The organism is Psychrosphaera sp. B3R10 (assembly GCF_018861025.1).
GTDB lineage: Bacteria > Pseudomonadota > Gammaproteobacteria > Enterobacterales > Alteromonadaceae > Psychrosphaera > Psychrosphaera algicola.
Map to the genome: position 1 here is coordinate 298,980 of NZ_JAHKQH010000019.1, position 23,328 is coordinate 322,307.

General features: G+C 38.7%; 20 protein-coding genes. 14 read left to right on the forward strand and 6 right to left on the reverse strand.

Translation table 11 applies throughout. The features are described from left to right. Positions 1 to 64: 64 nt before the first annotated feature. Positions 65 to 952, forward strand: a complete 888-nt coding sequence (locus tag KO525_RS06530; RefSeq protein ID WP_215962981.1) for an MBL fold metallo-hydrolase — start codon at positions 65 to 67, stop codon at positions 950 to 952. 86 nt (positions 953 to 1,038) lie between these two features. On the opposite strand, the gene gyrA is transcribed toward KO525_RS06530, so the two are convergent. Then, the gene (gyrA, locus tag KO525_RS06535; RefSeq protein WP_215962982.1) at positions 1,039 to 3,711 is read right to left on the reverse strand and encodes a DNA gyrase subunit A; all 2,673 of its coding nucleotides are present in this window, start codon (positions 3,709 to 3,711) and stop codon (positions 1,039 to 1,041) included. Positions 3,712 to 3,973: 262 nt separating this feature from the next. On the opposite strand from gyrA, the gene ubiG reads away from it, so the two are divergent. From ubiG to arsJ, 9 genes are all read left to right on the forward strand, one after another. Then, positions 3,974 to 4,693, forward strand: coding sequence for a bifunctional 2-polyprenyl-6-hydroxyphenol methylase/3-demethylubiquinol 3-O-methyltransferase UbiG (gene ubiG, locus KO525_RS06540; RefSeq protein ID WP_215962983.1), 720 nt, complete (start codon positions 3,974 to 3,976; stop codon positions 4,691 to 4,693). Positions 4,694 to 5,094: 401 nt separating this feature from the next. Then, positions 5,095 to 7,410 carry a class 1a ribonucleoside-diphosphate reductase subunit alpha gene (gene nrdA, locus KO525_RS06545; protein ID WP_215962984.1) on the forward strand — a complete coding sequence of 772 codons (2,316 nt, stop codon included), beginning with the start codon at positions 5,095 to 5,097 and terminating at the stop codon, positions 7,408 to 7,410. A 63-nt stretch (positions 7,411 to 7,473) separates the two neighbouring features. Beyond that, positions 7,474 to 8,604: a class Ia ribonucleoside-diphosphate reductase subunit beta gene (nrdB, locus tag KO525_RS06550; RefSeq protein WP_215962985.1), complete on the forward strand. Its 1,131-nt coding sequence runs from the start codon at positions 7,474 to 7,476 to the stop codon at positions 8,602 to 8,604. A 29-nt stretch (positions 8,605 to 8,633) separates the two neighbouring features. After that, entirely contained in the window at positions 8,634 to 8,903 is a 270-nt protein-coding gene (gene yfaE / locus KO525_RS06555) for a class I ribonucleotide reductase maintenance protein YfaE (protein ID WP_215962986.1), read from the forward strand. Between the two features lie 319 nt (positions 8,904 to 9,222). Continuing rightward, the gene (locus KO525_RS06560) at positions 9,223 to 9,987 is read left to right on the forward strand and encodes a metalloregulator ArsR/SmtB family transcription factor (RefSeq protein WP_371744380.1); all 765 of its coding nucleotides are present in this window, start codon (positions 9,223 to 9,225) and stop codon (positions 9,985 to 9,987) included. A gap of 43 nt (positions 9,988 to 10,030) precedes the next feature. After that, positions 10,031 to 11,059, forward strand: coding sequence for an ACR3 family arsenite efflux transporter (gene arsB, locus KO525_RS06565; RefSeq protein ID WP_215962988.1), 1,029 nt, complete (start codon positions 10,031 to 10,033; stop codon positions 11,057 to 11,059). Further along, positions 11,052 to 11,561 carry a tyrosine-protein phosphatase gene (locus KO525_RS06570; protein ID WP_252736704.1) on the forward strand — a complete coding sequence of 170 codons (510 nt, stop codon included), beginning with the start codon at positions 11,052 to 11,054 and terminating at the stop codon, positions 11,559 to 11,561. Before arsB ends, KO525_RS06570 begins: the two co-directional genes overlap by 8 nt. Before the next feature lie 26 nt (positions 11,562 to 11,587). Further along, the gene (locus KO525_RS06575; RefSeq protein WP_215962989.1) at positions 11,588 to 12,598 is read left to right on the forward strand and encodes an ArsJ-associated glyceraldehyde-3-phosphate dehydrogenase; all 1,011 of its coding nucleotides are present in this window, start codon (positions 11,588 to 11,590) and stop codon (positions 12,596 to 12,598) included. A gap of 16 nt (positions 12,599 to 12,614) precedes the next feature. Then, positions 12,615 to 13,826: an organoarsenical effux MFS transporter ArsJ gene (arsJ, locus tag KO525_RS06580; protein ID WP_215962990.1), complete on the forward strand. Its 1,212-nt coding sequence runs from the start codon at positions 12,615 to 12,617 to the stop codon at positions 13,824 to 13,826. Positions 13,827 to 14,049: 223 nt separating this feature from the next. On the opposite strand, the gene KO525_RS06585 is transcribed toward arsJ, so the two are convergent. The 5 genes from KO525_RS06585 to KO525_RS06605 form a co-directional block, all read right to left on the reverse strand. Further along, positions 14,050 to 14,532: a cupin domain-containing protein gene (locus KO525_RS06585; RefSeq protein WP_215962991.1), complete on the reverse strand. Its 483-nt coding sequence runs from the start codon at positions 14,530 to 14,532 to the stop codon at positions 14,050 to 14,052. Positions 14,533 to 15,116: 584 nt separating this feature from the next. Further along, the gene (locus tag KO525_RS06590) at positions 15,117 to 15,701 is read right to left on the reverse strand and encodes a hypothetical protein (RefSeq protein ID WP_215962992.1); all 585 of its coding nucleotides are present in this window, start codon (positions 15,699 to 15,701) and stop codon (positions 15,117 to 15,119) included. A 257-nt stretch (positions 15,702 to 15,958) separates the two neighbouring features. Next, positions 15,959 to 16,630 carry a DUF2987 domain-containing protein gene (locus tag KO525_RS06595; protein ID WP_215962993.1) on the reverse strand — a complete coding sequence of 224 codons (672 nt, stop codon included), beginning with the start codon at positions 16,628 to 16,630 and terminating at the stop codon, positions 15,959 to 15,961. Further along, on the reverse strand, positions 16,631 to 17,434 hold the full coding sequence (locus KO525_RS06600; RefSeq protein WP_215962994.1) for a glucosaminidase domain-containing protein: 804 nt from the start codon (positions 17,432 to 17,434) through the stop codon (positions 16,631 to 16,633). It lies immediately after the preceding gene. Between the two features lie 42 nt (positions 17,435 to 17,476). Beyond that, positions 17,477 to 18,055 carry a hypothetical protein gene (locus KO525_RS06605; protein WP_215962995.1) on the reverse strand — a complete coding sequence of 193 codons (579 nt, stop codon included), beginning with the start codon at positions 18,053 to 18,055 and terminating at the stop codon, positions 17,477 to 17,479. A gap of 100 nt (positions 18,056 to 18,155) precedes the next feature. Between KO525_RS06605 and KO525_RS06610 the strand changes: the two genes are divergently transcribed. From KO525_RS06610 to KO525_RS06625, 4 genes are all read left to right on the forward strand, one after another. Then, complete coding sequence (locus KO525_RS06610) at positions 18,156 to 19,370, forward strand: pyridoxal phosphate-dependent aminotransferase (protein ID WP_215962996.1); 1,215 nt, start codon at positions 18,156 to 18,158, stop codon at positions 19,368 to 19,370. 2 nt (positions 19,371 to 19,372) lie between these two features. Next, entirely contained in the window at positions 19,373 to 19,966 is a 594-nt protein-coding gene (gene yfbR, locus KO525_RS06615) for a 5'-deoxynucleotidase (RefSeq protein WP_252736705.1), read from the forward strand. A gap of 8 nt (positions 19,967 to 19,974) precedes the next feature. After that, positions 19,975 to 21,294 carry an anti-phage deoxyguanosine triphosphatase gene (locus tag KO525_RS06620; protein WP_215962998.1) on the forward strand — a complete coding sequence of 440 codons (1,320 nt, stop codon included), beginning with the start codon at positions 19,975 to 19,977 and terminating at the stop codon, positions 21,292 to 21,294. A 487-nt stretch (positions 21,295 to 21,781) separates the two neighbouring features. Further along, positions 21,782 to 23,302, forward strand: coding sequence for a GGDEF domain-containing protein (locus tag KO525_RS06625; RefSeq protein WP_215962999.1), 1,521 nt, complete (start codon positions 21,782 to 21,784; stop codon positions 23,300 to 23,302). Positions 23,303 to 23,328: the final 26 nt, after the last annotated feature.

A 23,328-nucleotide genomic window follows, 5' to 3' on the forward strand; every position in this document is an offset into this window, starting at 1 on the left:
AATTCTCTATTATTGCCCAACTTTCAAAATACAGTTAAACAAAACCCAAAAAATAGGAAATAAAATGAAAATAAATATACTCAAAGGTTTCTATTTATTAGCAACATTGACAGTAACATTAATGAGCTTTTCAAGTACCGCCGATAATAAAAGTGCGCTGAGTTTAAAAGTATATAACTCGGATAAAAACAGCTTTCATGTAAATTCAACATTAGTTTATGGTGAAACAGAGGCCGTATTGATAGACACAGGTTTCACAAGAGCTGATGCACTTCGTATTGCAGCAAACGTTTTAGATTCAGGAAAAAAATTAACAACGATTTTTATTAGCCAAGCTGATCCTGATTTTTACTTTGGTATTGAAACCTTGCGACAAATATTCCCTGACGTAAATGTGATCACGACACCCGCAGTACGCAAGGCAATTAGTATAAAAATGGGAGGCAAATTGGCCTACTGGGGTCCAAAAATGGGCGTGAATGCCCCTAAAAATGTACTACTACCTGACGTATATAGTCCAAATAGCTTTACCGTAGACGGTTACAAAATCGAAGTTAAGGGAACAGAAGGCGTTTTGGCTAACCGCCCTTTTGTTTGGATCCCATCAATTAAAGCAATAGTAGGTAATATCGCAGTGTTTGGTGATTTACATGTTTGGACCGCAGATACACAATCATCTGAATCGTTAGCAGCGTGGCAACATCAACTGCAAGAAATGAAGGAATTGTCACCAAAGGTTGTCGTTCCAGGTCATATGAAAAAAGGAACTCAACTTAATGTTCAACTAATTGACTATACCGCAACTTACTTAACTGACTTTATTGATGCTAAGCGCAAGAGTATAAACGCACAGGCATTAATAGACATAATGACCACAAGATATCCAGATGCCGAATTAAACCTTGCTTTAGCGATTGGCGCTAAAGTGCATATGGGCGAGATGAAATGGTAATGTATTCTAATTAACAGGGATACAGGCATAAAAAAAGGTCCATTAGGACCTTTTTTTATTCTATATTTACAGTTAAAGACTGCGACTTATTCGCCCTGTTCAGGCGCTTCGTCATCTTCACTTGATTCAGCTTGTATGTCATTTGTTACTTCAGCGCTTTCGCCTTCAATAACATCCTGACCCTCGACAACTTCGCCGTCGATAAACTCGCCTTCAAGCGTTTCATCTTCTTCAATCTCTTCGACTTTAGCCAGACCGACAACCAATTCACCTTCAATTGTTCTTATCAAACGAACACCTTGAGTGTTACGTCCAACAACAGATACTTCGTGAACCCGTGTTCTTACTAACGTACCTTTATTTGAGATGATCATGATTTCGTCAGTTTCAGCAACTTGACAAGCGCCAACCACTAAACCATTACGTTCACTCACTTTAATCGAAACAACACCCTGTGTTGCTCGACTCTTAGCTGGGTAGTCAATTTGCGGCGTACGTTTACCAAAACCGTTTTCAGTGATCGTTAGGATATTGTCTTCTTCGTTAGGCACGATTAGTGATACCACTTTCGCGTCTTCAGTCAATTTAATTCCACGAACACCTGTCGCAGTACGTCCCATTGCACGAACTTGCCCTTCATCAAAACGAACAACTTTACCGTTTTGTGAGAACAACATGATTTCGTTTTGGCCATTTGTTATTGACGCACCAATGAGTTTGTCACCATCATTCAAGTTCACAGCGATAATACCGCTAGAACGAGGACGAGAATATTCGGTCAATGCTGTTTTCTTAACGGTACCGTTTGCCGTTGCCATAAATACAAACTTATCTTGTTCGAATTCTTTGACCGGCAATATTGTTGTTATCTTTTCGTCACTTTCTAGAGGTAACAAGTTAATAATTGGACGCCCACGTGATTGACGTGACGCTAATGGTAATTGGTATACCTTCAACCAATATAAACGACCACGGTCAGAGAAACATAAGATTGTGTCATGGGTATTGGCAACTAATAGTTTTTCAATGAAATCTTCATCTTTCATCTTAGTCGCAGACTTACCACGACCACCACGGCGTTGAGCCTGATAGTCAGTAAGTGGCTGATATTTGCAATAACCTTCATGAGAAAGCGTTACAACAACGTCTTCTTCATTGATTAAATCTTCAAGGTTGATATCGTGTGACGCCTCACGGATTTCCGTTTTACGTTCATCACCATAAGTATCGCGAATTAATTCTATCTCTTCACGAATAACTTCCATCAAACGCTCAGGTGAACCTAAGATCTCTAACAATTCAGCAATTAGGTCTAAAATTTCACGATATTCATCTAAGATCTTTTCGTGTTCTAGACCGGTTAATTTATGTAAACGTAATTCCAATATCGCTTGAGCTTGTTGCTCAGTCATATGGTATAAACCATCGCGAATACCGTATTCATCTTCTAGCCATTCAGGGCGAGCAGCGTCATCGCCTGCACGTTCTAACATGGCAGCAACACCACCTAGCGGCCACCCTTTAGCAGTAAGCTTTATTTTTGCTTCAGCTGGCGTTGGAGAGGTTTTAATTGTCTCGATGATTTCGTCAATATTTGCCAATGCTATTGCAAGAGCTTCTAATATATGGGCACGGTCACGTGCTTTACGTAAATCAAATACCGTACGACGCGTAACAACTTCGCGGCGGTGAGATAAAAATGCTTCAAGCATTTCTTTAAGTTTGAATATTTTTGGCTGTCCGTGATCCAGTGCAACCATATTGATACCAAATACGGTTTGCATTTGAGTCAATGCAAACAAGTGATTTAAAATCACCTCAGTTGGTTCACCACGTTTCAATTCGATAACAATACGCATCCCGTCTTTATCAGACTCATCGCGCAGTGCCGTTATTCCTTCAACCTTTTTATCTTTTACCAGCTCTGCAATTTTTTCAATCAGCTTAGCTTTGTTAACTTGATAAGGGATTTCGGTAACGATAATCGTATCTTTACCCGTTTTTTCATCCGTTTCAATTTCTGTATTTGCTCGGATATAAACCTTACCACGACCAGTACGGTACGCTTCTTCAATCCCTTTACGGCCATTGATAATCGCGCCCGTTGGAAAATCAGGACCCGGAATATGTTCCATCAACTCAGGAAGTTCCATATCAGGATTAAAAGATAAGGCTAAAACCGCACTAACAACTTCACGTAGAGAATGTGGCGGTATATTGGTTGCCATACCTACAGCGATACCAGAAGAACCATTAATGAGGAGATTTGGTACTTTTGTCGGTAAAACAGCAGGAATAAATTCAGTCCCATCGTAGTTAGGAACAAAATCGACTGTTTCTTTTTCTAAGTCAGCGAGGAGTTCATGGGCAAGCTTGTCCATTCTCACTTCGGTGTAACGCATTGCGGCTGCGGAGTCGCCGTCAACAGAACCAAAGTTACCTTGGCCGTCTACTAATGTATAACGTAAAGAAAATGGTTGCGCCATACGAACAATGGTATCGTAAACAGCTGAGTCACCATGTGGGTGATATTTACCAATTACGTCGCCCACGACACGGGCAGACTTCTTATATGGTTTATTCCAGTCATTTTTAAGTTCATTCATCGCAAATAAAACACGGCGGTGAACCGGTTTTAAACCATCACGAACATCGGGTAAAGCACGTCCTACGATTACACTCATCGCGTAATCAAGGTAACTTGTCTTTAGCTCTTCTTCGATATTAATGGGGCTAATGTTTTTGGCGAGTTCAGTCATAAACGAAAATTTCCCTGCAACTATTTAAATAGAAGTTTTTATTGTTTTTAATTAACGCGGGATTGTAACACATTCGTGTATTCGTGCTAGTGAAAATTACGTTATAAATAGTGGGGGGCTAGTGTTGTTGTCGTTAAAATCGCCTTGAGGCCATTTTGACGCGTTATTTGCTGTTTATTTAATCGATTGTTGAAATCTAGAATTCTTTTTCACCACAATATCGAGTACCCTACTCTGCGTTAATTATCTTAAAGGAACTTACATGTCGTTAGAAAACACCACAAATGTTGATCAACATGAAATTGAAAAGTTTAACTCAATCGCAAGTACATGGTGGGACCTAGAAGGTGATTTCAAACCTCTGCACATTATTAACCCTGCGCGGCTTGCCTATATACAGGAACAAACAAGCGGTTTAGCGAATAAGTCTATCCTTGATATTGGTTGCGGCGGCGGCATCTTGACTGAAAGTATGGCAAAACTGGCCGGCGACGTCGTGGGGATCGATATGGCGAGCGATTCATTACAAGTGGCTCAACTACACGCCTTAGAAACTAAGGTAACTAATGTCCGATACGAGCAAGTGCAAGCAGAACAATATTGCGCTGATAATAAGCAACAGTTTGACGTTGTCACGTGTATGGAAATGTTGGAACACGTACCAGATCCGGCAGCTATTATTGAAGCCGCGGCGATGGCCTGTAAACCTGGTGGTTCTGTTTTCTTTTCAACGTTAAATAAAACATACAAATCTTACGCTCTAGCGATAGTTGCAGCAGAAAAGCTATTAAAGATAGTGCCAAATGGAACGCATGATTACGACAAGTTTATGAAACCGTCTCAAATCATCCGTTGCGCCTCTAATTTTGATCTTAATGTAAAACATAGCATTGGCATTAATTACAACCCAATCTATAGCTCAGCCAGTTTAACGCCAAAACTTGATGTTAATTATGTGCTGCATTTTAAAAAATTGGTTTAAACGGTGACAAACCCAACGGTGACGCTGGCATCATAAAATTTACAAAAAGTGAAGTAATAATTTGGTAATTTAAATGGATTTTTCAGATAAAATTCATATAAAAAAATAGTTAAAAATTACGTTCAATTATGGATATTTTTAGTTATGTTTACACCTGTTGCTCATACTGTAAGGAGACACTTACAAGGACCCATGGTTGGTTATTTTGTAGTCATATAGATGAATATTTTAAACTTGCAATCATCTCCTCTACACTCTATCTTGTGCTATCGAATTTAAACAGACACTATATGATGTGTTTTTAGCCAAATTAGCTAATTATTATCCAGTCTGATTTAAAATTGCATCTAAATGCGATACACAAAATAATAATATATAAAAACAAAGGACAAACTGGCCCAATGAACAGCACCCTTTCTGTAACCAAACGTGACGGTGTAAAAGAACCTTTAGACCTAGATAAAATCCATAGAGTGATTACCTGGGCAGCAAAAGGTTTAGACAACGTTTCGGTATCTGAAGTAGAAATTCGTTCTCACATCCAATTTTACGATGGCATAAAAACAGAAGATATCCATGAAACCATCATAAAAGCGTCAGCGGATCTTATTGCAGAAGACACTCCAGACTATCAATATATGTCTGCACGTTTAGCGGTCTTCCATTTACGTAAAAAAGCGTATGGCCAATTTGAACCACCACGTTTGTTTGATCATGTTAAACATTTAGTTGCTAATGGCCGTTATGACGAACATTTATTAGCTGATTATACAGAAGCCGAATTTGACGCTATGGATAAGTTTCTTGTCCATGACCGTGACCTAGATTTTAGTTACGCAGCCGTTAAACAGTTAGAAGGTAAGTACTTAGTACAAAACCGCGTAACAGGCCAAATTTACGAAAGTGCCCAGTTTTTATATATTTTAGTCGCCGCGTGTTTATTTGCTAAATACGACAGCGCGACTCGCTTAGACTACGTAAAACGTTTTTATGATGCGACGTCGCAATTTAAAATTTCGTTACCAACACCAATAATGTCTGGTGTTCGTACGCCAACCCGCCAGTTTAGTTCGTGTGTGTTAATCGAAACGGGTGATAACCTAGATTCAATTAATGCAACAACATCTGCCATTGTTAAATATGTTTCGCAACGTGCAGGTATCGGTATCAATGCCGGTCGTATTCGCGCTTTAGGTAGCCCGATTAGAAATGGTGAAGCATTCCATACAGGTTGTATTCCATTTTATAAACACTTTCAAACAGCCGTAAAAAGTTGTTCACAAGGTGGTGTGCGAGGTGGTGCTGCTACCCTATTCTACCCGCTATGGCATTTAGAAGTTGAAACACTCCTTGTACTTAAAAATAACCGTGGTGTTGAAGAAAACCGAGTAAGACATTTAGATTACGGCGTGCAATTTAACCGCTTGATGTATCAACGATTAATACAAGACGGTTTTATTACTTTATTTAGCCCGTCAGATGTTCCTGGTTTGTACGACTCGTTCTTCCAAGACCAAGATGAATTCGAACGTTTATATGTTCAATACGAACAAGACGATTCCATTCGCAAAAAACGCATTAAAGCCATTGAGTTGTTTAGCTTGTTCTTAAACGAACGTGCTAGTACAGGTCGTATCTATTTACAAAACGTTGACCATTGTAATACTCATAGTCCGTTTAATCCTAAATACGCGCCGGTTCGTCAAAGTAACTTGTGTCTTGAAATTGCCCTTCCGACAAAACCACTTCAGCATGTAAATGACGAAGAAGGTGAAATTGCCCTCTGTACATTGTCGGCATTTAACTTAGGCGCAATTGAATCATTAGACGAATTGGATGAGTTGGCTGAATTAGCTGTTCGTGCATTAGACAGTTTATTAGATTATCAAGACTACCCAGTTCCAGCCGCTTTTAATGCCACTATGGGTCGTCGTACGTTGGGTGTTGGTGTTATTAACTTTGCATATTATCTTGCAAAAAATGGCGCAAAATACTCGGACGGGTCTGGAAACAACCTGATCCACAGAACTTTTGAAGCAATTCAGTTTTATTTGTTAAAAGCCTCTAATACGTTGGCTAAAGAACAAGGTGCCTGTCCGAAGTTTAACGAAACGACATATTCTCAAGGTATTTTACCAATCGATACCTATAAAAAGGCGGTTGACGGATTCTGTCAGGAGCCTTTGCATTTAGATTGGGAAACCCTAAGAAAAGATATTGTTGAGCACGGCTTACGTAATTCAACATTGTCGGCACTTATGCCGTCAGAAACATCGTCACAAATTTCTAATGCGACGAACGGCATTGAACCTCCTCGTGGTTTGATATCAGTTAAAGCGAGTAAAGACGGCGTGTTAAAGCAGGTTGTTCCTGAAATTGGGCGATTAAAAGATCAATACGAATTGTTGTGGAATATTTCAAGTAACGAAGGTTATCTGCAATTATGTGGGATCATGCAAAAATTTGTCGACCAGACAATTTCTGCCAATACAAATTACGATCCTACAGACTTTAATGATCACAAAGTACCAATGCAGCAGTTGTTAAAAGATTTATTAACAGCTTATAAATATGGCTTAAAGACTTTGTATTACCATAATACGCGGGATCAAGCAGGCACCTCTACCGACAGTAAGTCTGGTAAAAAGGTCACCGCACCAACCACAGTTGTTATCGAAGACGATGAAGACTGTGAAGGCGGCGCTTGTAAAATTTAGTCATATTATTATGCCCAAACCTATGTTTGGGCAATTCCAAATTAGATTACAGAGTTTAATAAAATGCGATATACCACGTTTAATCAAAATGAAGTTAACCCGCTTAAAGAACCTATGTTTTTTGGCGAAGCCGTTAACGTTGCTCGTTACGACCAACAACGTCACGCTATTTTCGAGAAACTAATTGAAAAGCAACTGTCCTTTTTCTGGCGACCAGAAGAGATCGATGTAAGTCGCGACCGAGCTGACTTCCAAAGCATGACGGATAGTGAAAAGCACATATTCATTTCAAATTTAAAATATCAAACGTTATTAGATTCTATTCAAGGCCGTAGCCCGAACATCGCTCTGTTGCCAATCACATCACTTCCTGAATTGGAAACATGGATCGAAACTTGGTCGTTCAGTGAAACCATTCACTCCCGCTCGTACACTCATATCGTTAGAAATTTATTTAGTGACCCGAGCGAAGTTTTTGACGACATAGTCAAGAACGAAGAGATCCTGAAGCGCGCAGCAGACATTTCTAAATATTACGATGATCTAATTTTCTATACTCAGATATTTCAAACTCTCGGTGAAGGTGAACATGTCATCGACGGTGAACGCTACGTAGTTAACCTTCGTGTTTTAAAGAAAAAATTGTATCTTGCCGTAAACTCTATTAATGCATTAGAAGCGATTCGCTTTTACGTCAGCTTTGCTTGTACGTTTGCTTTTGCTGAGCGCGAATTAATGGAAGGTAACTCTAAGATCATTCGTCTTATTGCCCGTGATGAAAACCTGCATTTAACCTCAACGCAACACATTATTAATTTGTGGGCTGATGGTCAGGATGATCCAGAAATGCAAGAGATCAGCATGGAGTGTTTCCAAGAAGCAAAAGAAATTTTTGCCAATGCAGTTGAGCAAGAAAAAGAATGGGCTAAATACCTATTTAAAGATGGCTCTATGATTGGCTTAAATGAAGAAATATTGTGTCAATATGTTGAATATATCGCTAATCACCGCTTATCTGCGATTGGTATTCCAGCGATGTATGACGTTAAAAGTAATCCGCTACCATGGATGAACAAATATTTAGAATCTGACAACGTTCAAGTTGCACCACAAGAAGCTGAGATCAGTTCTTATCTTGTTGGTCAAATTGACTCAGAAGTTGATGCGTCTGAATTTGACGGTTTTGAACTGTAATTTTAGTCAGTTCCCTACTTTAACGATTCATGTCTAAAATACGGGTTTTGAGCCAACAAGAAGTTGAAACAGAGTTTGAATTTCAATCTGGCGACAAAACCCTACTCACCTCACTCCTAAATCAAAAATTGGACGTGCTTTACCATTGCCGTGAAGGGTTTTGTGGCGCATGTCGATGTAAACTAAAAAGTGGTACAGTTGAGTACATTAACGAACCACTGGCTTTTGTTCGCAAAGGCGAAATCCTAACTTGTTGTTCCAAACCCACTACTGATATTGAGATAGAAATTAAATTTTAAGCCCCTGTCTTTACGCTGCGCCTCAGACGTAAACGTTACAAATTGACTGCAAAGAGTTTATTCAACACACGTTAGATCCAGCTCATTTTGTTATTTTTGGTCTCAAGCGTCGAGTTAAACCTCTTAAACTCATTAATATAAACAAAAACTTACCAATATAAACCTCATTTAACCGCGACATTTTTAATATAAACACTTTACATATGATTGTTTATATATATACTATTTTATATATATTAAGTCTGTTACTAATTTTATGAAAAATCTAAATAAACAAAAAGTCCTTTTTATCTGTACTGGAAACTCGGCTAGGTCACAAATGGCAGAAGCGCTTCTAAGACATAAAGCCGCGGATTATTTTGAAGTGTATAGTGCGGGAACACAGCCTGATACAGTAGACGTGCGTGTGATTGAGGCATTAGGTCAATTTGGGATTGACACCACTGGTTTAGTTTCAAAAAATATAAATACGTTCGAAGGTCAAATTTTTGATTACGTCATCACGCTCTGTGATAAGGCAAATAATGAATGTCGTAGCTACCCAAATGCTCTCAAGCAATTAGCATGGGATTTCCCTGATCCAAAGGAACGCTCCTGCAGTAATCCATTTTCTACAACATTAACTGAACTAAATAATCGATTATCGATGTTTCTTTTAGTCGAAGGCAAAAATGCGCGATTTCAAAATGAAACCACTCACAATCGCGCAAATGACGGAGTTAATCAGCTAATTGACCTAGAGCCTATCACTTTTTATAAGACCCTTACGGATGATATTCGACTCAAAACATTAATGTTGACCCATTATTATGGCGAACTTTGCGTATGTGAATTAATGGAAGCGATGGATGAAGATAGCCAACCAAAAGTGTCACGCAACCTTGCCGTTTTGAAAAAAGCGAATGTAATAACGGATAGGAAACACGGACAGTGGGTGTTTTACCGAATAAATCCTGAACTGCCGCTGTGGGCTAAATCAGTTATTGCACAAACAACTGAGAACAACGTTCCTCTTATCGCTAACGAAGTCAAACGTTTGGCTAATATGAAAAATAGGCCCGACAAATCCAATTTCTGTAAATAAAGATCACAAAACAATTTTTCTTCTAATTTAAAGAGGATTTTACATGGGTATTTTTGAGCGTTATTTGTCCGTATGGGTAGCTCTGAGCATAAGCTTGGGGGTGATTTTAGGCCTTTGGCAACCAGAGGTTTTTCAAACAATAGCGGGCTTTGAAGTAGCGCATGTAAATATTGTTGTCGCTGTTTTCATCTGGGTGATAATTTATCCTATGATGGTTCAAATAGACTTTTCAGCTATAAAAAATGTAGGTAAAAACCCAAAAGGACTGCTGCTAACTATAGTTATCAATTGGTTGATTAAACCTTTCACTATGGCCGGTTTAGGATGGTTATTTTTTAATATCTTATTTGCCGATCTGGTTGACCCAACATCAGCTCAAGAATACATAGCAGGCATGATTTTACTGGGCGTCGCACCATGCACTGCGATGGTCTTTGTGTGGTCGCAACTAACGAAAGGAGATCCAAATTATACATTGGTACAAGTCTCAGTTAATGACGTGATCATGATATTTGCATTTGCGCCTATCTCTGCGTTTTTACTCGGTGTAAGCGACATTCAAGTCCCTTGGGAAACATTGCTTATTTCTGTTGCACTTTATGTATTATTGCCATTAATAGCCGGTGTTTTAACTCGCAAAATGCTCAATAAAGGCCAAGGAGAACATACCGTAAATCAATTTTTGTCTTCTTTAAAGCCTTGGTCGGTTATTGGGTTGTTGGCAACCGTCGTTTTATTATTTGGCTTTCAAGCAAATACAATAATTTCTGAACCTGAAACCATCGCTTTAGTTGCAATTCCGTTAATGATCCAAACTTACGGTATTTTCCTCATCGCTTATTTGGCTGCGAAATGGATGAAACTCCCACATAACATCGCTGCGCCCGCCTGCCTGATAGGTACTTCTAACTTCTTTGAACTTGCTGTTGCCGTCGCTATTTCGCTATTTGGCCTGCATTCCGGTGCTGCTTTAGCCACCGTAGTGGGCGTGCTCGTTGAAGTACCTGTCATGCTCTCGTTAGTTTATATAATAAACCATACTCAAAACTGGTTTGGAGAAAATCATGGATAATAAACCAGCCATACAAAAACACCCTTACGATATATTGCCTCTAGAAAATGGTGCGCAACTTATTTTTACACCTTGCCCTGGAACAAAAGACGCTAGTTTAAGTGACGCTATTTCAACCCTAAAACATGCAGGAACAAGCATGCTGATAACATTAATGTTTGACGATGAAATGGCAAAAAACAATGGCCAGTCTTTACCTACGGAATGTCTTAAACACGACATTGAATGGGTTCAGCTCCCTATTGTTGATGATGCCGCACCTGCGCAGGCATTTGAAAACCAATGGCACGTGCAGAAGGACAAGATCTTAGAACAACTAAAGAACAAAGGCACTATTGCGGTCCACTGCAAAGGCGGCTCCGGTAGAACAGGTTTGGTAATTGGCCTCATTCTTTTATCTATTGGTTGGCCCGCTGAAAAAATAATAAAACAAATTCAACAAAGGCGTCCTAACGCACTAAAAAATTCAAAACAGCTCAATTATTTTAACTCTTATTTGTAAATATTAAATAATACATAGGTAAATTTATGACAATCAAAATAGGTATTAATGGCTTTGGTCGAATGGGTCGATTATCAATGCGCGCCGCTTATGACTGGGACGACATTGAAATAGTACATATTAATGATCCTGCAGGTGATCCCGCAACATTAGCGCATTTAATGACGTTCGATTCGGTACATGGCAAATGGCATTACGACGTAAGTCATAACAATAACGAACTTATTATCAACGGTAAATCAATTACTTGTACGCACAATAAAGCGATTAAAGAAACTGACTGGTCAAAATGCGATGTGGTAATAGAAGCCTCTGGCAAAATGAAGACAAAAGCGCTATTAAACGACTATTTGGAGCAAGGGGTAAAACGTGTAGTGGTTACCGCTCCAGTAAAAGAAGATGGTGTTCTAAATGTTGTTATGGGGGTAAACGATCATCTGTTCAACAAGGACTTACACCCTATCGTGACCGCCGCGTCATGCACCACGAACTGCTTAGCGCCAGTCGTAAAAGTAATTCATGAAACACTAGGTATAAAACATGGGTCTATGACAACCATTCATGATATTACCAATACGCAAACTATCATTGACGCACCACACAAAGACTTACGCCGTGCTCGAGCGTGTGGTTCTAGTTTGATCCCTACCACAACAGGTTCAGCGACCGCAATTACCCATATTTTTCCTGAACTTTTGGGTAAGTTAAATGGCCACGCGATACGTGTGCCATTAACTAACGCTTCTATCACCGATTGCGTTTTTGAATTAGAACGTGAAACCAATATTGAAGAAGTAAATGCCCTATTACAACAAGCTTCGAAAGGGCAATTGCAAGGCATCTTAGGTTATGAGGAACGCCCTCTTGTTTCCATCGATTACAAAACAGATCCACGTTCAGGCATCATTGATGCGTTATCGACTATGGTGATAAACAAAACGCAACTGAAATTGTACGTTTGGTATGACAACGAATGGGGTTATGCAAATAGAACGGCAGAATTGGCACGTTTAGTCGGTATGGCAGATAAAGGCTAAGGGCAAGTTAACAAACATGGGACTTTTATCATTTAAAACACTATCGCCACAGATAAAACAATATTTATTGATCACCGGTAATTATTGGGCGTTTACATTAACTGATGGTGCACTACGTATGCTCGTTGTGCTGTATTTTCATCAGTTAGGGTACTCACCATTAAATATTGCGATGTTATTTTTATTCTACGAAATATTTGGTGTTATCACTAACCTTGTTGGGGGTTGGTTAGGCGCTCGTTTAGGTTTAAACAAAACCATGAACATCGGGTTAGCGATTCAAATAATCGCGCTCGCTATGCTTGCAGTTCCTGCTGAAATGCTAACAATCGTCTACGTAATGGTGGCTCAAGCATCATCTGGTATCGCCAAAGATCTAAATAAAATGAGTGCTAAGAGTTCCATTAAGTTACTTGTAAGCGACGGCGCAGAAGGAAAGCTCTATCATTGGATTGCAATACTGACGGGGAGTAAAAATGCACTAAAGGGCGCTGGGTTCTTTTTAGGGGGATTGCTACTTACTTTACTTGAGTTTAAAGGCGCGGTTATTGTTATGGCAGCCCTATTAAGTATCGTTTGGGTCGTTAGTTTAATCGCATTAAGGGAAGATCTGGGTAAAGCAAAGCACAAACCTAAATTCAGTGACATTTTTTCCAAGAGTGCATCAATAAATATTCTGTCAGCAGCACGCATGTTTTTATTTGGGGCAAGAGATGTTTGGTTTGTTGTCGCATTACCAGTATTTTTAGCCGTAAAGTTTAATTGGGACCACTGGTGGGTTGGCGGATTTATGGCAAGTTGGGTAATCGGCTATGGAATCGTACAATCCTTCGCGCCCTATTTTACCGGAAAGAGACAGGGAAAAACGCCAACTGGAAAGTCTGCTTTTCTATGGGCAAGTTATTTGGCAATAATCCCCGCTTTTATTGCTTTGGCATTACACTTTAATTTTCACATTCTTGCGTCGATCATCATAGGACTCATTATTTTTGGCGTTGTGTTTGCCATTAATTCGTCTATGCATAGTTACCTTATCGTAAGTTACGCCGGTAACGACGGTGTGTCGCTCGACGTTGGTTTTTACTATATGGCTAATGCAATGGGCAGACTAATAGGCACTGTACTCTCAGGATGGGTATATCAAAATTTTGGCCTAGAGGCATGTTTATGGATATCAAGCTTGTTTGTTGCTACAGCGGCCTTGCTATCTTTGAAATTGAAACAATAAAAACTGTACTCACTTTCCTAAATTGAAATTAAAAAGCGTCGGGAATAATTTGGTTGATTTGATATTGATGAGCTTGTTTTATGTGCTCACAATCTTTAAGAGATCAACAATTCTGACGCTTATTTTAGGAGGTGAACGCCTCAATAATGGGCTGGTTGTAATTGGTTAAAACCAGTGACGAAGGAGCAAAAGCCAACCGTTTTGAACTTTGTTTAACAAATTGTTATGCTTTTTTACCACCCTCTGGTTCTTGGATATTTTCAAAATCAACCAAATTCCATTTTTGCCCATTGCGGCGATATATTCGTTTTTTAAGATTGGGGTAGTCAGCCATATCGCTATCTAGCCGCTGACCAACAACTATACATTTTAGAGTTTCAGTTCCTGTATTTTTAATGTTATGTGCTTCACCTCCAGCACGATAACCAATAAAGTCACCTGCTTTAATTTCGTATACCTCATTTCCAACAATAGCTTCACCATTCCCTTCAAGAACATAGACACATTCTTCCTCAGAATAATGAACATGCGTTTCGGTAGTTACATAACCGGGTTTAACTTCAATTATGTGAAACCCAATACCACTCAGACCCGTTAAGTCTCCAAGAGATTTATTAATACGCTTTGCATTAGGATTAAGAAAATGTGTTTTATCAATACCCTCGTAGGCATCAATCTCTTCTTTAGTAACTAAATATTTATCCATCAGGTTACCTTATGAATTCACTCATTTTAATTTAAAACATAACAACTTCATCAGGAAAAAGTTTCCTCAGATCCTGAAAAAATATTTTCCCTGTGCTTATTTATCTATTATTAGCAAACTCTTTAGGGTGCTTGCAACTACTATGTCTGAGCAATGATGTTTTTGTGGAAATCAGGAAAGTTCGGTGATCCGAAGACTATCGAGGAAATAGCAGTTAGTTGTTTCTATAAGGCTATGTCCCAGTTATGTGTTGATATCGTCAAATAAACAAGTACCAAAAAGAGGGTAAAGTTGGAAAGTATGGTAATTGCCGAATCGAGTTCTTTATTTAAGGGGCGCAACAAATAAAGGCTTACAAAGGTTCAAATGCAAATTCTGTAAAAAAATTCACAGGTGTAAAAAGCTCACCTTTTAAAACCCGATGCAATCAGACACGCTGATTGCTATGACAAAGAGAGTGTACCGCTTTTCACTTAGACGACTCGCTATATGAGTTTAGATATTTATCTAAATGGTTAGCAGACCCACTGTTTATAATTTGTCAGGCTAATAATAAACAGTGGTTGATACTTCTGAGGTAGAAACTAAAGTAGAAACTCAAATCGGAAATAGTTGCTTAGGTTTGAAGTTACTTCAGTACTATTAGCGCTGTAAGCAATATAATCATCCAAATCTAAGTCGATAATTACACATCCACAAACAGGGCTATAATATGCTTCAATCCCATTCCCACTGTCACCAGAAATAAAATCGGACCATTGCGCTTCGACTCTAAAAAGTAAAGGGTTGGAGTTTTCATAGTCCTGATAAAAGTAAAAAGTACCATTCACTCGCCTAACTTGTGTGTGCAACATCAATTCAGTTTCTTCGCCCGAAAGCATACTTAAATCTTTAGTCCAATCGCCATCTGCGATAAATGAAAAATCAAAATAATTCCCATTGTGGGTAAACAAGGTCTGCGAACATTCGGTATCTACACACCGCTTTTCTAATTGTTTTGGCTTAGTCAACTCAATACTGAAGTAGCCAGTTCGTTGTTCTAAATCAACCTCGGTGAACGTAGCAACCTCACTATCATTGGTAAAGGACACTTGATCAGAAAATGCGTCCTCATCGAGAACACAGGCTGACAATAACAAAGTTAGAAGGCCCACCGTAATTAATTTCATAAACTTTTCCTTAAGGCTCAATATCAAATATAGACTTACAAGAATTAACTCAAAACGATCCATCGACAATAATATAATCATAACTATCATATAATTGGATGAAAAAAAAAGCCCTACCTAATTGGTTGGGCTTGTTAAACGTTAAACTGCGGTTTTAAAAAGTGTATTGATGACAAACCGACTTTGTAAAGCTTGATACCTCTAAACTCTACTTTTTAACGAATATTGAAGACTAAAAATCACTGATTACCTTAGCTCTATGGTTTAATAAACGGAACAATCTTCGATGGTATTGAACTAAGGACAAATGGTTTTTCAGCGTTTTTAAGTATGGCTGAAGTTAATATACATTGGTTATCACTGCACCAACTTTCATCTCCGTTGATTATACTTAATTGCTCTCCAGTTTTTCCTAAAACGGTAACACCTGTGACTTTTGGTACTAAAAACGACATCATGCCTCCTAAATCCTGGAGAGCATCGTTAAAAGTTTCAACAAGACGGACTAGCTTAGTATTGTCTATGGTTGAGGCTAACAAGAAGCTGTTTTCAAGTCTCATGTTTAAGCCGCACTCTAATCCCTTTTCGGTTTCAATGACCAACTTTGCTTTATCCATGTCCAACTGTTCATCAAATGGCAATAAAACTTCACCATTTTCTAGATAGTAAACAGGCATTGATTTGATCTTAGTTTGCAACTTAGCCGAACGTATTGGACAGGCTTTTTTACTGTTAATTTGATTAAAGTAAAACGCCAATTTTATATCAACATATTCAGCTTCATCCAAATCATCCATACGATCAAAAAAGCCATCGTAGTTGAGTTCCATCGTCTTTGTTTGTTGTTCAACGTTGGCAAATAGGCTACTCGACACCAAACACATGGAGAAAAATAGTAAAAACGGTACCGCTAATTTTTTCAATGTCATTTACATATACTTTTGGTTAAAACGTAACATTTCTTGGATCTCTTCCACGTAGGCTTCGCGACGGGTTGAATATGGCAATAGCCCCTCTGCAATAACATACGGGTCCAGTTCATCATGGTTAACCCTTTGTTGATTTCTAAGTTGTCGTAACTTAGCGTATGCGTGGCCAGTATTTAAGTTATGGAAATAACTTCTGATGGAATCCGCTGGCGTTGCAAATTTACGTACTTCATAGGTTTTGCCTGCAGGTCGGCCTGTTGGAATAACGCCGCAGCCTTTGGTAAAACACCATTGACCAAATAAATTATTTGCTTCTAACGCGAATCGCGAGGTTCCCCAACCACTTTCGTTGGCCGCCTGCATCAAAACCAAATCCACTGGGATAATATCAACACGAGTTAGTAATTCAGCTTTCACTTTATGTAAGTCGTCTAGTTCTTTAATTCGGTATTTTTTAGCAAGAGCAAGAAAACGCTTTTTGTCTGACGCGTTTTTACTCTGTGGACTAAATGATTCTACAAACGCGCGATGACGGCCGAGTTCTTCGTTAACTTCTAAAACAAATGGCTTCATAAAAGTAAAAAAAGCGTGCTTCTTTTCTTTCACATCACGAATGCTGGCAAAATCGGGGAGGTGAACATTTTTATGAGATTTTTTAGATATGTGTTTTTTAACCGATCCAATCTCGATGTCTAGTTCGCTTTCTAAACTTGATTCTACCGGTGAATGCTGTACGAAGGGGTAAATAGCTGCATAAGCAACGACAAGGATAATGACTAATTTTTTTATTACTTGGCTTATCATAAAATTTCCGTAATTGGGTTAAGCCTGTAATTTTAGCACAACTTATCGAGGCGTCTTTACTCTATCCCAAAAAATAGTTTTACCTGCTTGTAAACACAAGGCTTCATTAAGTGATTTAAATCGTGTTATTTTTTTGTCACTGTCTGTTAAACATTGGTGTACAAACCGGTGGCAATTATTATTGACCACATCGTATTCGCGATGCGTATATACGTTGCTAATGGCACGTTCTCCCACGCCTTCAATTACTATCGGATTGTGGTTTTTATCACACGCAACAAACATATTATCGCCTGATCGGTCATCTAAAAAACGTTCATAAGATATTGCTTTAACTAAGCCATTTTCACTCAATTCAATTATGGTGTCCCGGTCAATCCAAATACCGGTGTGGTCAACAAGATTATAAACTTCACAACACACAATACTGCCAAACACTGGGGTCACTGTTTGGCCATTGTCATAGGTATCTGAAGGTGTTTTAGTGATACTGGAATGATATATATTAGAATAATCGTCATTTTTACGATTTAATTCTAAATTTCTATAGTGATTTTTGGTAGATTCATGTAACGCAGCCGCGCCTAACGCTAAACCTGCTGCAATTAAAGGTAATGCCATAATTTGTCTCAAATTTAATTAGTCACCTTTATATTGTTATGTAAAAATGTATTTATGACTGTAATAAGTTGCAACAAGATGTAAATGGAAATATAACGTAATGAAAACCATAAAAAAATCGAGCAAATTAGACAACGTATGTTACGACATTCGAGGACCCGTCTTAGATGAAGCAAAACGTTTAGAAGAAGCTGGTCACAAGATCCTAAAACTAAACGTTGGTAACCCTGCCCCATTTGGTTTTCAAGCCCCTGACGACATCTTAAAAGATGTCATTGCACAATTACCTAAAGCCCAGGGTTATTCAGATTCCAAAGGTTTGTATTCAGCTCGTGTTGCTATTATGCAATATTATCAGCAAAAAGGTCTACGAGACGTAACAGTCAACGATATCTATATCGGTAATGGGGTTAGTGAATTAATTTCCATGTCGATGCAAGCTTTGTTAGATAATGGTGATGAAGTATTAGTTCCAAGTCCCGACTATCCACTATGGACAGCTACCGTCTCGGTAAGTGGTGGTAAAGCCGTCCATTACCTTTGTGATGAAAATGATGATTGGGCACCTTCAATTGAAGACATTAAATCCAAGATCACAAAAAAAACCAGAGCAATTGTTTTGATTAATCCAAACAATCCAACTGGTGCGGTTTATAGCAAAAAAGTATTGTTAGAAATTGCAGACCTTGCAGCGGAACATGATTTGATCATTTTTAGTGATGAAATTTATGACAAAGTTTTATACGACGATGCTGTTCATCACAGTATTGCAGCTATGCGTCAGGACCTATTTATTGTAACGTTCAGCGGTTTGTCTAAAAACTATCGAGTCGCGGGTTTTAGAACAGGATGGATGTTGCTATCGGGCCCCAAAAAATGGGCTGGCGATTACATTGACGGCTTAAACATGCTGGCATCAATGCGACTATGTGCCAATGTGCCATGTCAAAATGCAATTCAACAAGCATTAGGTGGGTACCAAAGTATCAACGATTTGGTCGCAAAAGAAGGTCGACTATACCGTCAAATGGATTATGCCTACAAAGCATTAAATGCCATCGATGGTATTTCAGTTACTCGTCCTAAAGGCGCAATGTATTTATTTCCGAAAATTGATCTGTCAAAATTTAATATTGAAGACGATGAAAAAATGGTGCTCGACTTACTAAGGCAGAAATACATACTCGTGGTCCATGGCCGAGGCTTTAATTGGCCAAGCCCAGATCACTTTAGATTGGTGTTTCTACCGCATATAGATGAGTTGAAAAAGGCCATCTCTGACCTATCTGACTTTTTAGATGTATACCGAAAATGATAATGGAACACAGTCACTTTTTTGCCAATATCGCCCGCTTGAAGTTAATTCAACGCTGGCCTTTAATGCGAACCGTCACCACCGAAAATGTGCAGGAGCATAGCCATCAAGTGGCAACTGTCGCGCACATTTTGGCATTGATCAAAAACAAAAAGTTTAATGGCAACGTCAACCCTGAAAAAGCGGCACTCGTTGCGTTATATCATGACGCTAGCGAAGTATTAACTGGCGATTTACCCAGCCCAATTAAATATCACAATGAAGATATCGCAAACGCCTATAAAAAAATTGAAGCAGTAGCCGAAAAATCATTGTTGCAAATGTTACCTGCTGAATTTAGGGAAGACTTCAGTGACCTTCTATTACATGAAAATATTGATCCTGAGATGGCTCGGATTGTGAAGTCAGCGGATGTAATTTGCGGTTTAATTAAAACCTTAGAAGAACTAAGCGCAGGCAATCATGAATTTGAGAAAGCCAAAAAGAACATTAACAAAACACTACAAAAGTATCGTTGCCCGGAAGTCGACTATTTTATGGATATGTTTTTACCAAGCTTCTCGCTAAACTTTGACGAAATTTCGTCACCACTTTAAGGCTTTAGATGACTGACGTTTGGAACAATCGACAATCGGGGGATGCCAATCAAAGACCCAACGATCAACGAGACCCATTCCAACGAGATCGCGCCCGGATATTGCATTCCGCGGCGTTTCGTCGTTTACAATCCAAAACTCAGATCCTCGGCGTAGGGCAAGACGATTTTTATCGGACTCGATTAACTCATTCGTTAGAAGTAGCCCAAATCGGCACGGGGTTGACCGCTCAGTTAAGACAAAATAATAACGTCCTTAACCATCAGTTTCTCAAAGATGCTTTACCTTCTGATGCACTAATTGAATCTCTTTGTTTAGCACATTATTTGGGTCACCCACCATTTGGTCACGGAGGTGAAATTGCGTTAAATTATATGATGAAATCCTCCGGTGGATTCGAAGCAAACGGACAAACATTCAGAATCGCAACAAAACTTGAACCCTATACACCCGCGTTTGGTATGGATCTTACGCGTCGAACCTTACTAGGGTTGGTTAAATATCCACTGTTAATTAAACAAAACCCTGAATTTATTCAGCCAAACAATATTTCGACAATTATACGTGCTGACAGTTGGAAACCCATTAAAGGTCTATTCGACGATGACAAGGCGAGCTTTGATTGGTTATTGCAACCTCTGTCAGACAAAGACCGTAGTCAATTTTTAGAAATAGATACCGATGGTGCTGCAACGGGACCGTTTCTTTCTTTAAGAGCAAAATACAAATCTCTCGACTGTTCAATTATGGAACTAGCCGACGACATTGCCTACGGTGTTCATGACTTAGAAGACGCTATTGTGTTAGGCAAGGTGACGAGCGATTTCTGGCACGAAGAAGTATTACCTGGCTTGTTAACGACCGGTAACCCTTGGGCAAAAAAACACGCCAAGCAACTGTCTATAATGTTATTTAGCAAAGAACATCATCAGCGAAAAAATGCAATTGGTGCCCTAGTAAATCACCTAATCACCAATATAAGCATTGTCAAACTGCCTACCCCGTTTGCCGAAACATTGCTTCAATATAACGCTCAATTACTTCCTACGGCACAACCGGTGTTGGACTTATTGAAACGATTTGTTTTTAAACATGTGATCCAAAATACCGAAATCCAACAACTGGAATTCAAGGGACAAAGAATGTTAATTTCATTATTTGAAGCCTTTTCGTGTGATCCAAAGCGCCTGTTGCCAACTCAAGTAAAACAATTATGGTTAATGAGTGAAGAACAAGGACTCAACTCTGATCGGATAATTTGCGATTATCTCGCTGGGATGTCTGATGACCACGCAATCCGTGTTTACAACCGTTTGTTTGGCATGTAGTACTAATTCATACCACAATTCAAAATTCCACTTCTATCTTCCTCTTTGAAATACACACATGACATAAAAAGTAAAGCCTCAATAAACACAACCCATTGTATTTAAACAAAAATATAAACCACCTGTGTGAGGGCAGAAATAGAGTGTCTATAAGTAATTACACGAAGTCGTTATAAGCACCTGTCCATTCTGTAAGTAGTCATGTAAGCAATTATGTAAGTCGACATGTAATAGTACAAAAAGACTTTCACTTTGGATAAAAAAAGACTATGCTTATCGAACTAGCAAAAACTGTAAGTCAATTTTACAAGGGTGGGACAAGATCATGAATGACGAATATCAAGCGGAACCAAATTGGTTACCCTACTATCTGCTTAAAAAACAAAAGTAATTCCAGAAAAAGCCATCTTCAAGATGGCTTTTTTTATACTTTAAAATTATAGTTATCTTAGTAACTTCTTTAGCTATGGATATTTAGACTACGGATATGAGTGAAAAAGATAAACAAAATCAACTGGAAGATGTGATTGTTCAACACGAGCGAGCATTAAAGCTTGCGTTAACTGTCGTAGACAAGATGGGAAGTCTAACCAAAGGTCAAGATGTAGAAGTTGACAATAAATTAACTCAACTTAGAAAAACAACAGGTAAAGGTGTTGAGCTGTCAACGCTTACGTCTCGACTTACAGAAACTCATGAATCGATAAAGTCCTTAGAAAATCAACATTATTTAAAACAGAAAGCCCTACGAGACTTTCTGTTAGAAGCTGGGGAAACCTTGCAATCCGTAAAAGGGATGGAAGAAAACGTTCGTAGGAAACTGCGTATGGTTGTTAATAAGTTAAAGTCTAAAGAGACTTTGTTATTTAATGAATTGCAACCAACGGTTGCCAATTTGGTTGAAACCTATCGTTTGGTCGCTATGCAATTTCAACAAAAGCCTGTTGAAAACCAATCAAAAGATCAACAATTAAACCCTAAATTACTTAAAAACATAATAGTTCGCCTCGATAAGCTCTCTCAAAATGCGATTATTAAGCCGCGATTAAATGAGTTTAAAAAACGCATCGAAGTTTCTACACATGATTTTGACCGTTTAGAAATTTGTCTTACGTATTTTGAAGAGTCCGTGACTCAATTTTCTGAAGAATTTTTACAAACTCAAAAACTCATTTTAAATGTAAATGCGGCATTGGCCGATGTCCACAAAACACTGATTAAGTCGATAAATTGTTCTAAAGATTACGGCAACCAACTCGAACAGTTAAATAGAAAAATAGATGGTCAAATCGACGAGTTATCTAAAAATGCCGACAGCGCTAATAGTGTTTCTAATCTTAAACAGATAATTGAAAACAAATTAAACGTTATTACCGAGTCGATTAAGCAGCGCGATGACTTGGAAAAACAACGCGCTGCTGATTTAGACAATGTTTTGCAAGACATGGAATCTAAATTGGCTAATTTAGAGCAAAGAACGGAGTTTTATCGTAAAAAATGGCTCGAAGAGATCGCTAGAGCAGATTTAGATGCGCTGACCAACTTGCCAAATCGTGGCGCGTACGACAAACGATTTAACGAAGAATTTAAGCGTTGGTTACGGCACCCAGATCCGTTGTGTATTGCCGTGATTGACGTAGATCACTTTAAAAAGATAAACGATAAATATGGGCACTCTGTAGGTGACAAGACGCTACAAATTGTTGCCAAAACCCTGAGAACCTCGTTACGTGAAACTGACTTTTTAGCTCGATATGGCGGTGAAGAGTTTGTTTGCTTAATGATAAATACTGACGCGACAAATATGTTAACTCCACTTGAAAAACTGCGTAAAGCAGTCAGTTCAATTCCTTTCAAAGTAAAAAATGATCGACTAAACATAACGGTTTCAGTTGGTGTCACTATGTTAGTGGCAACGGACAACGTTCACACTGCGTTTGATAGAGCTGACAAAGCGCTATATGAAGCTAAAGATGCGGGTCGAAATCGAATTTGTTATAAAAAGTAGATCTTAAAAATAATAATTAAAAAAAC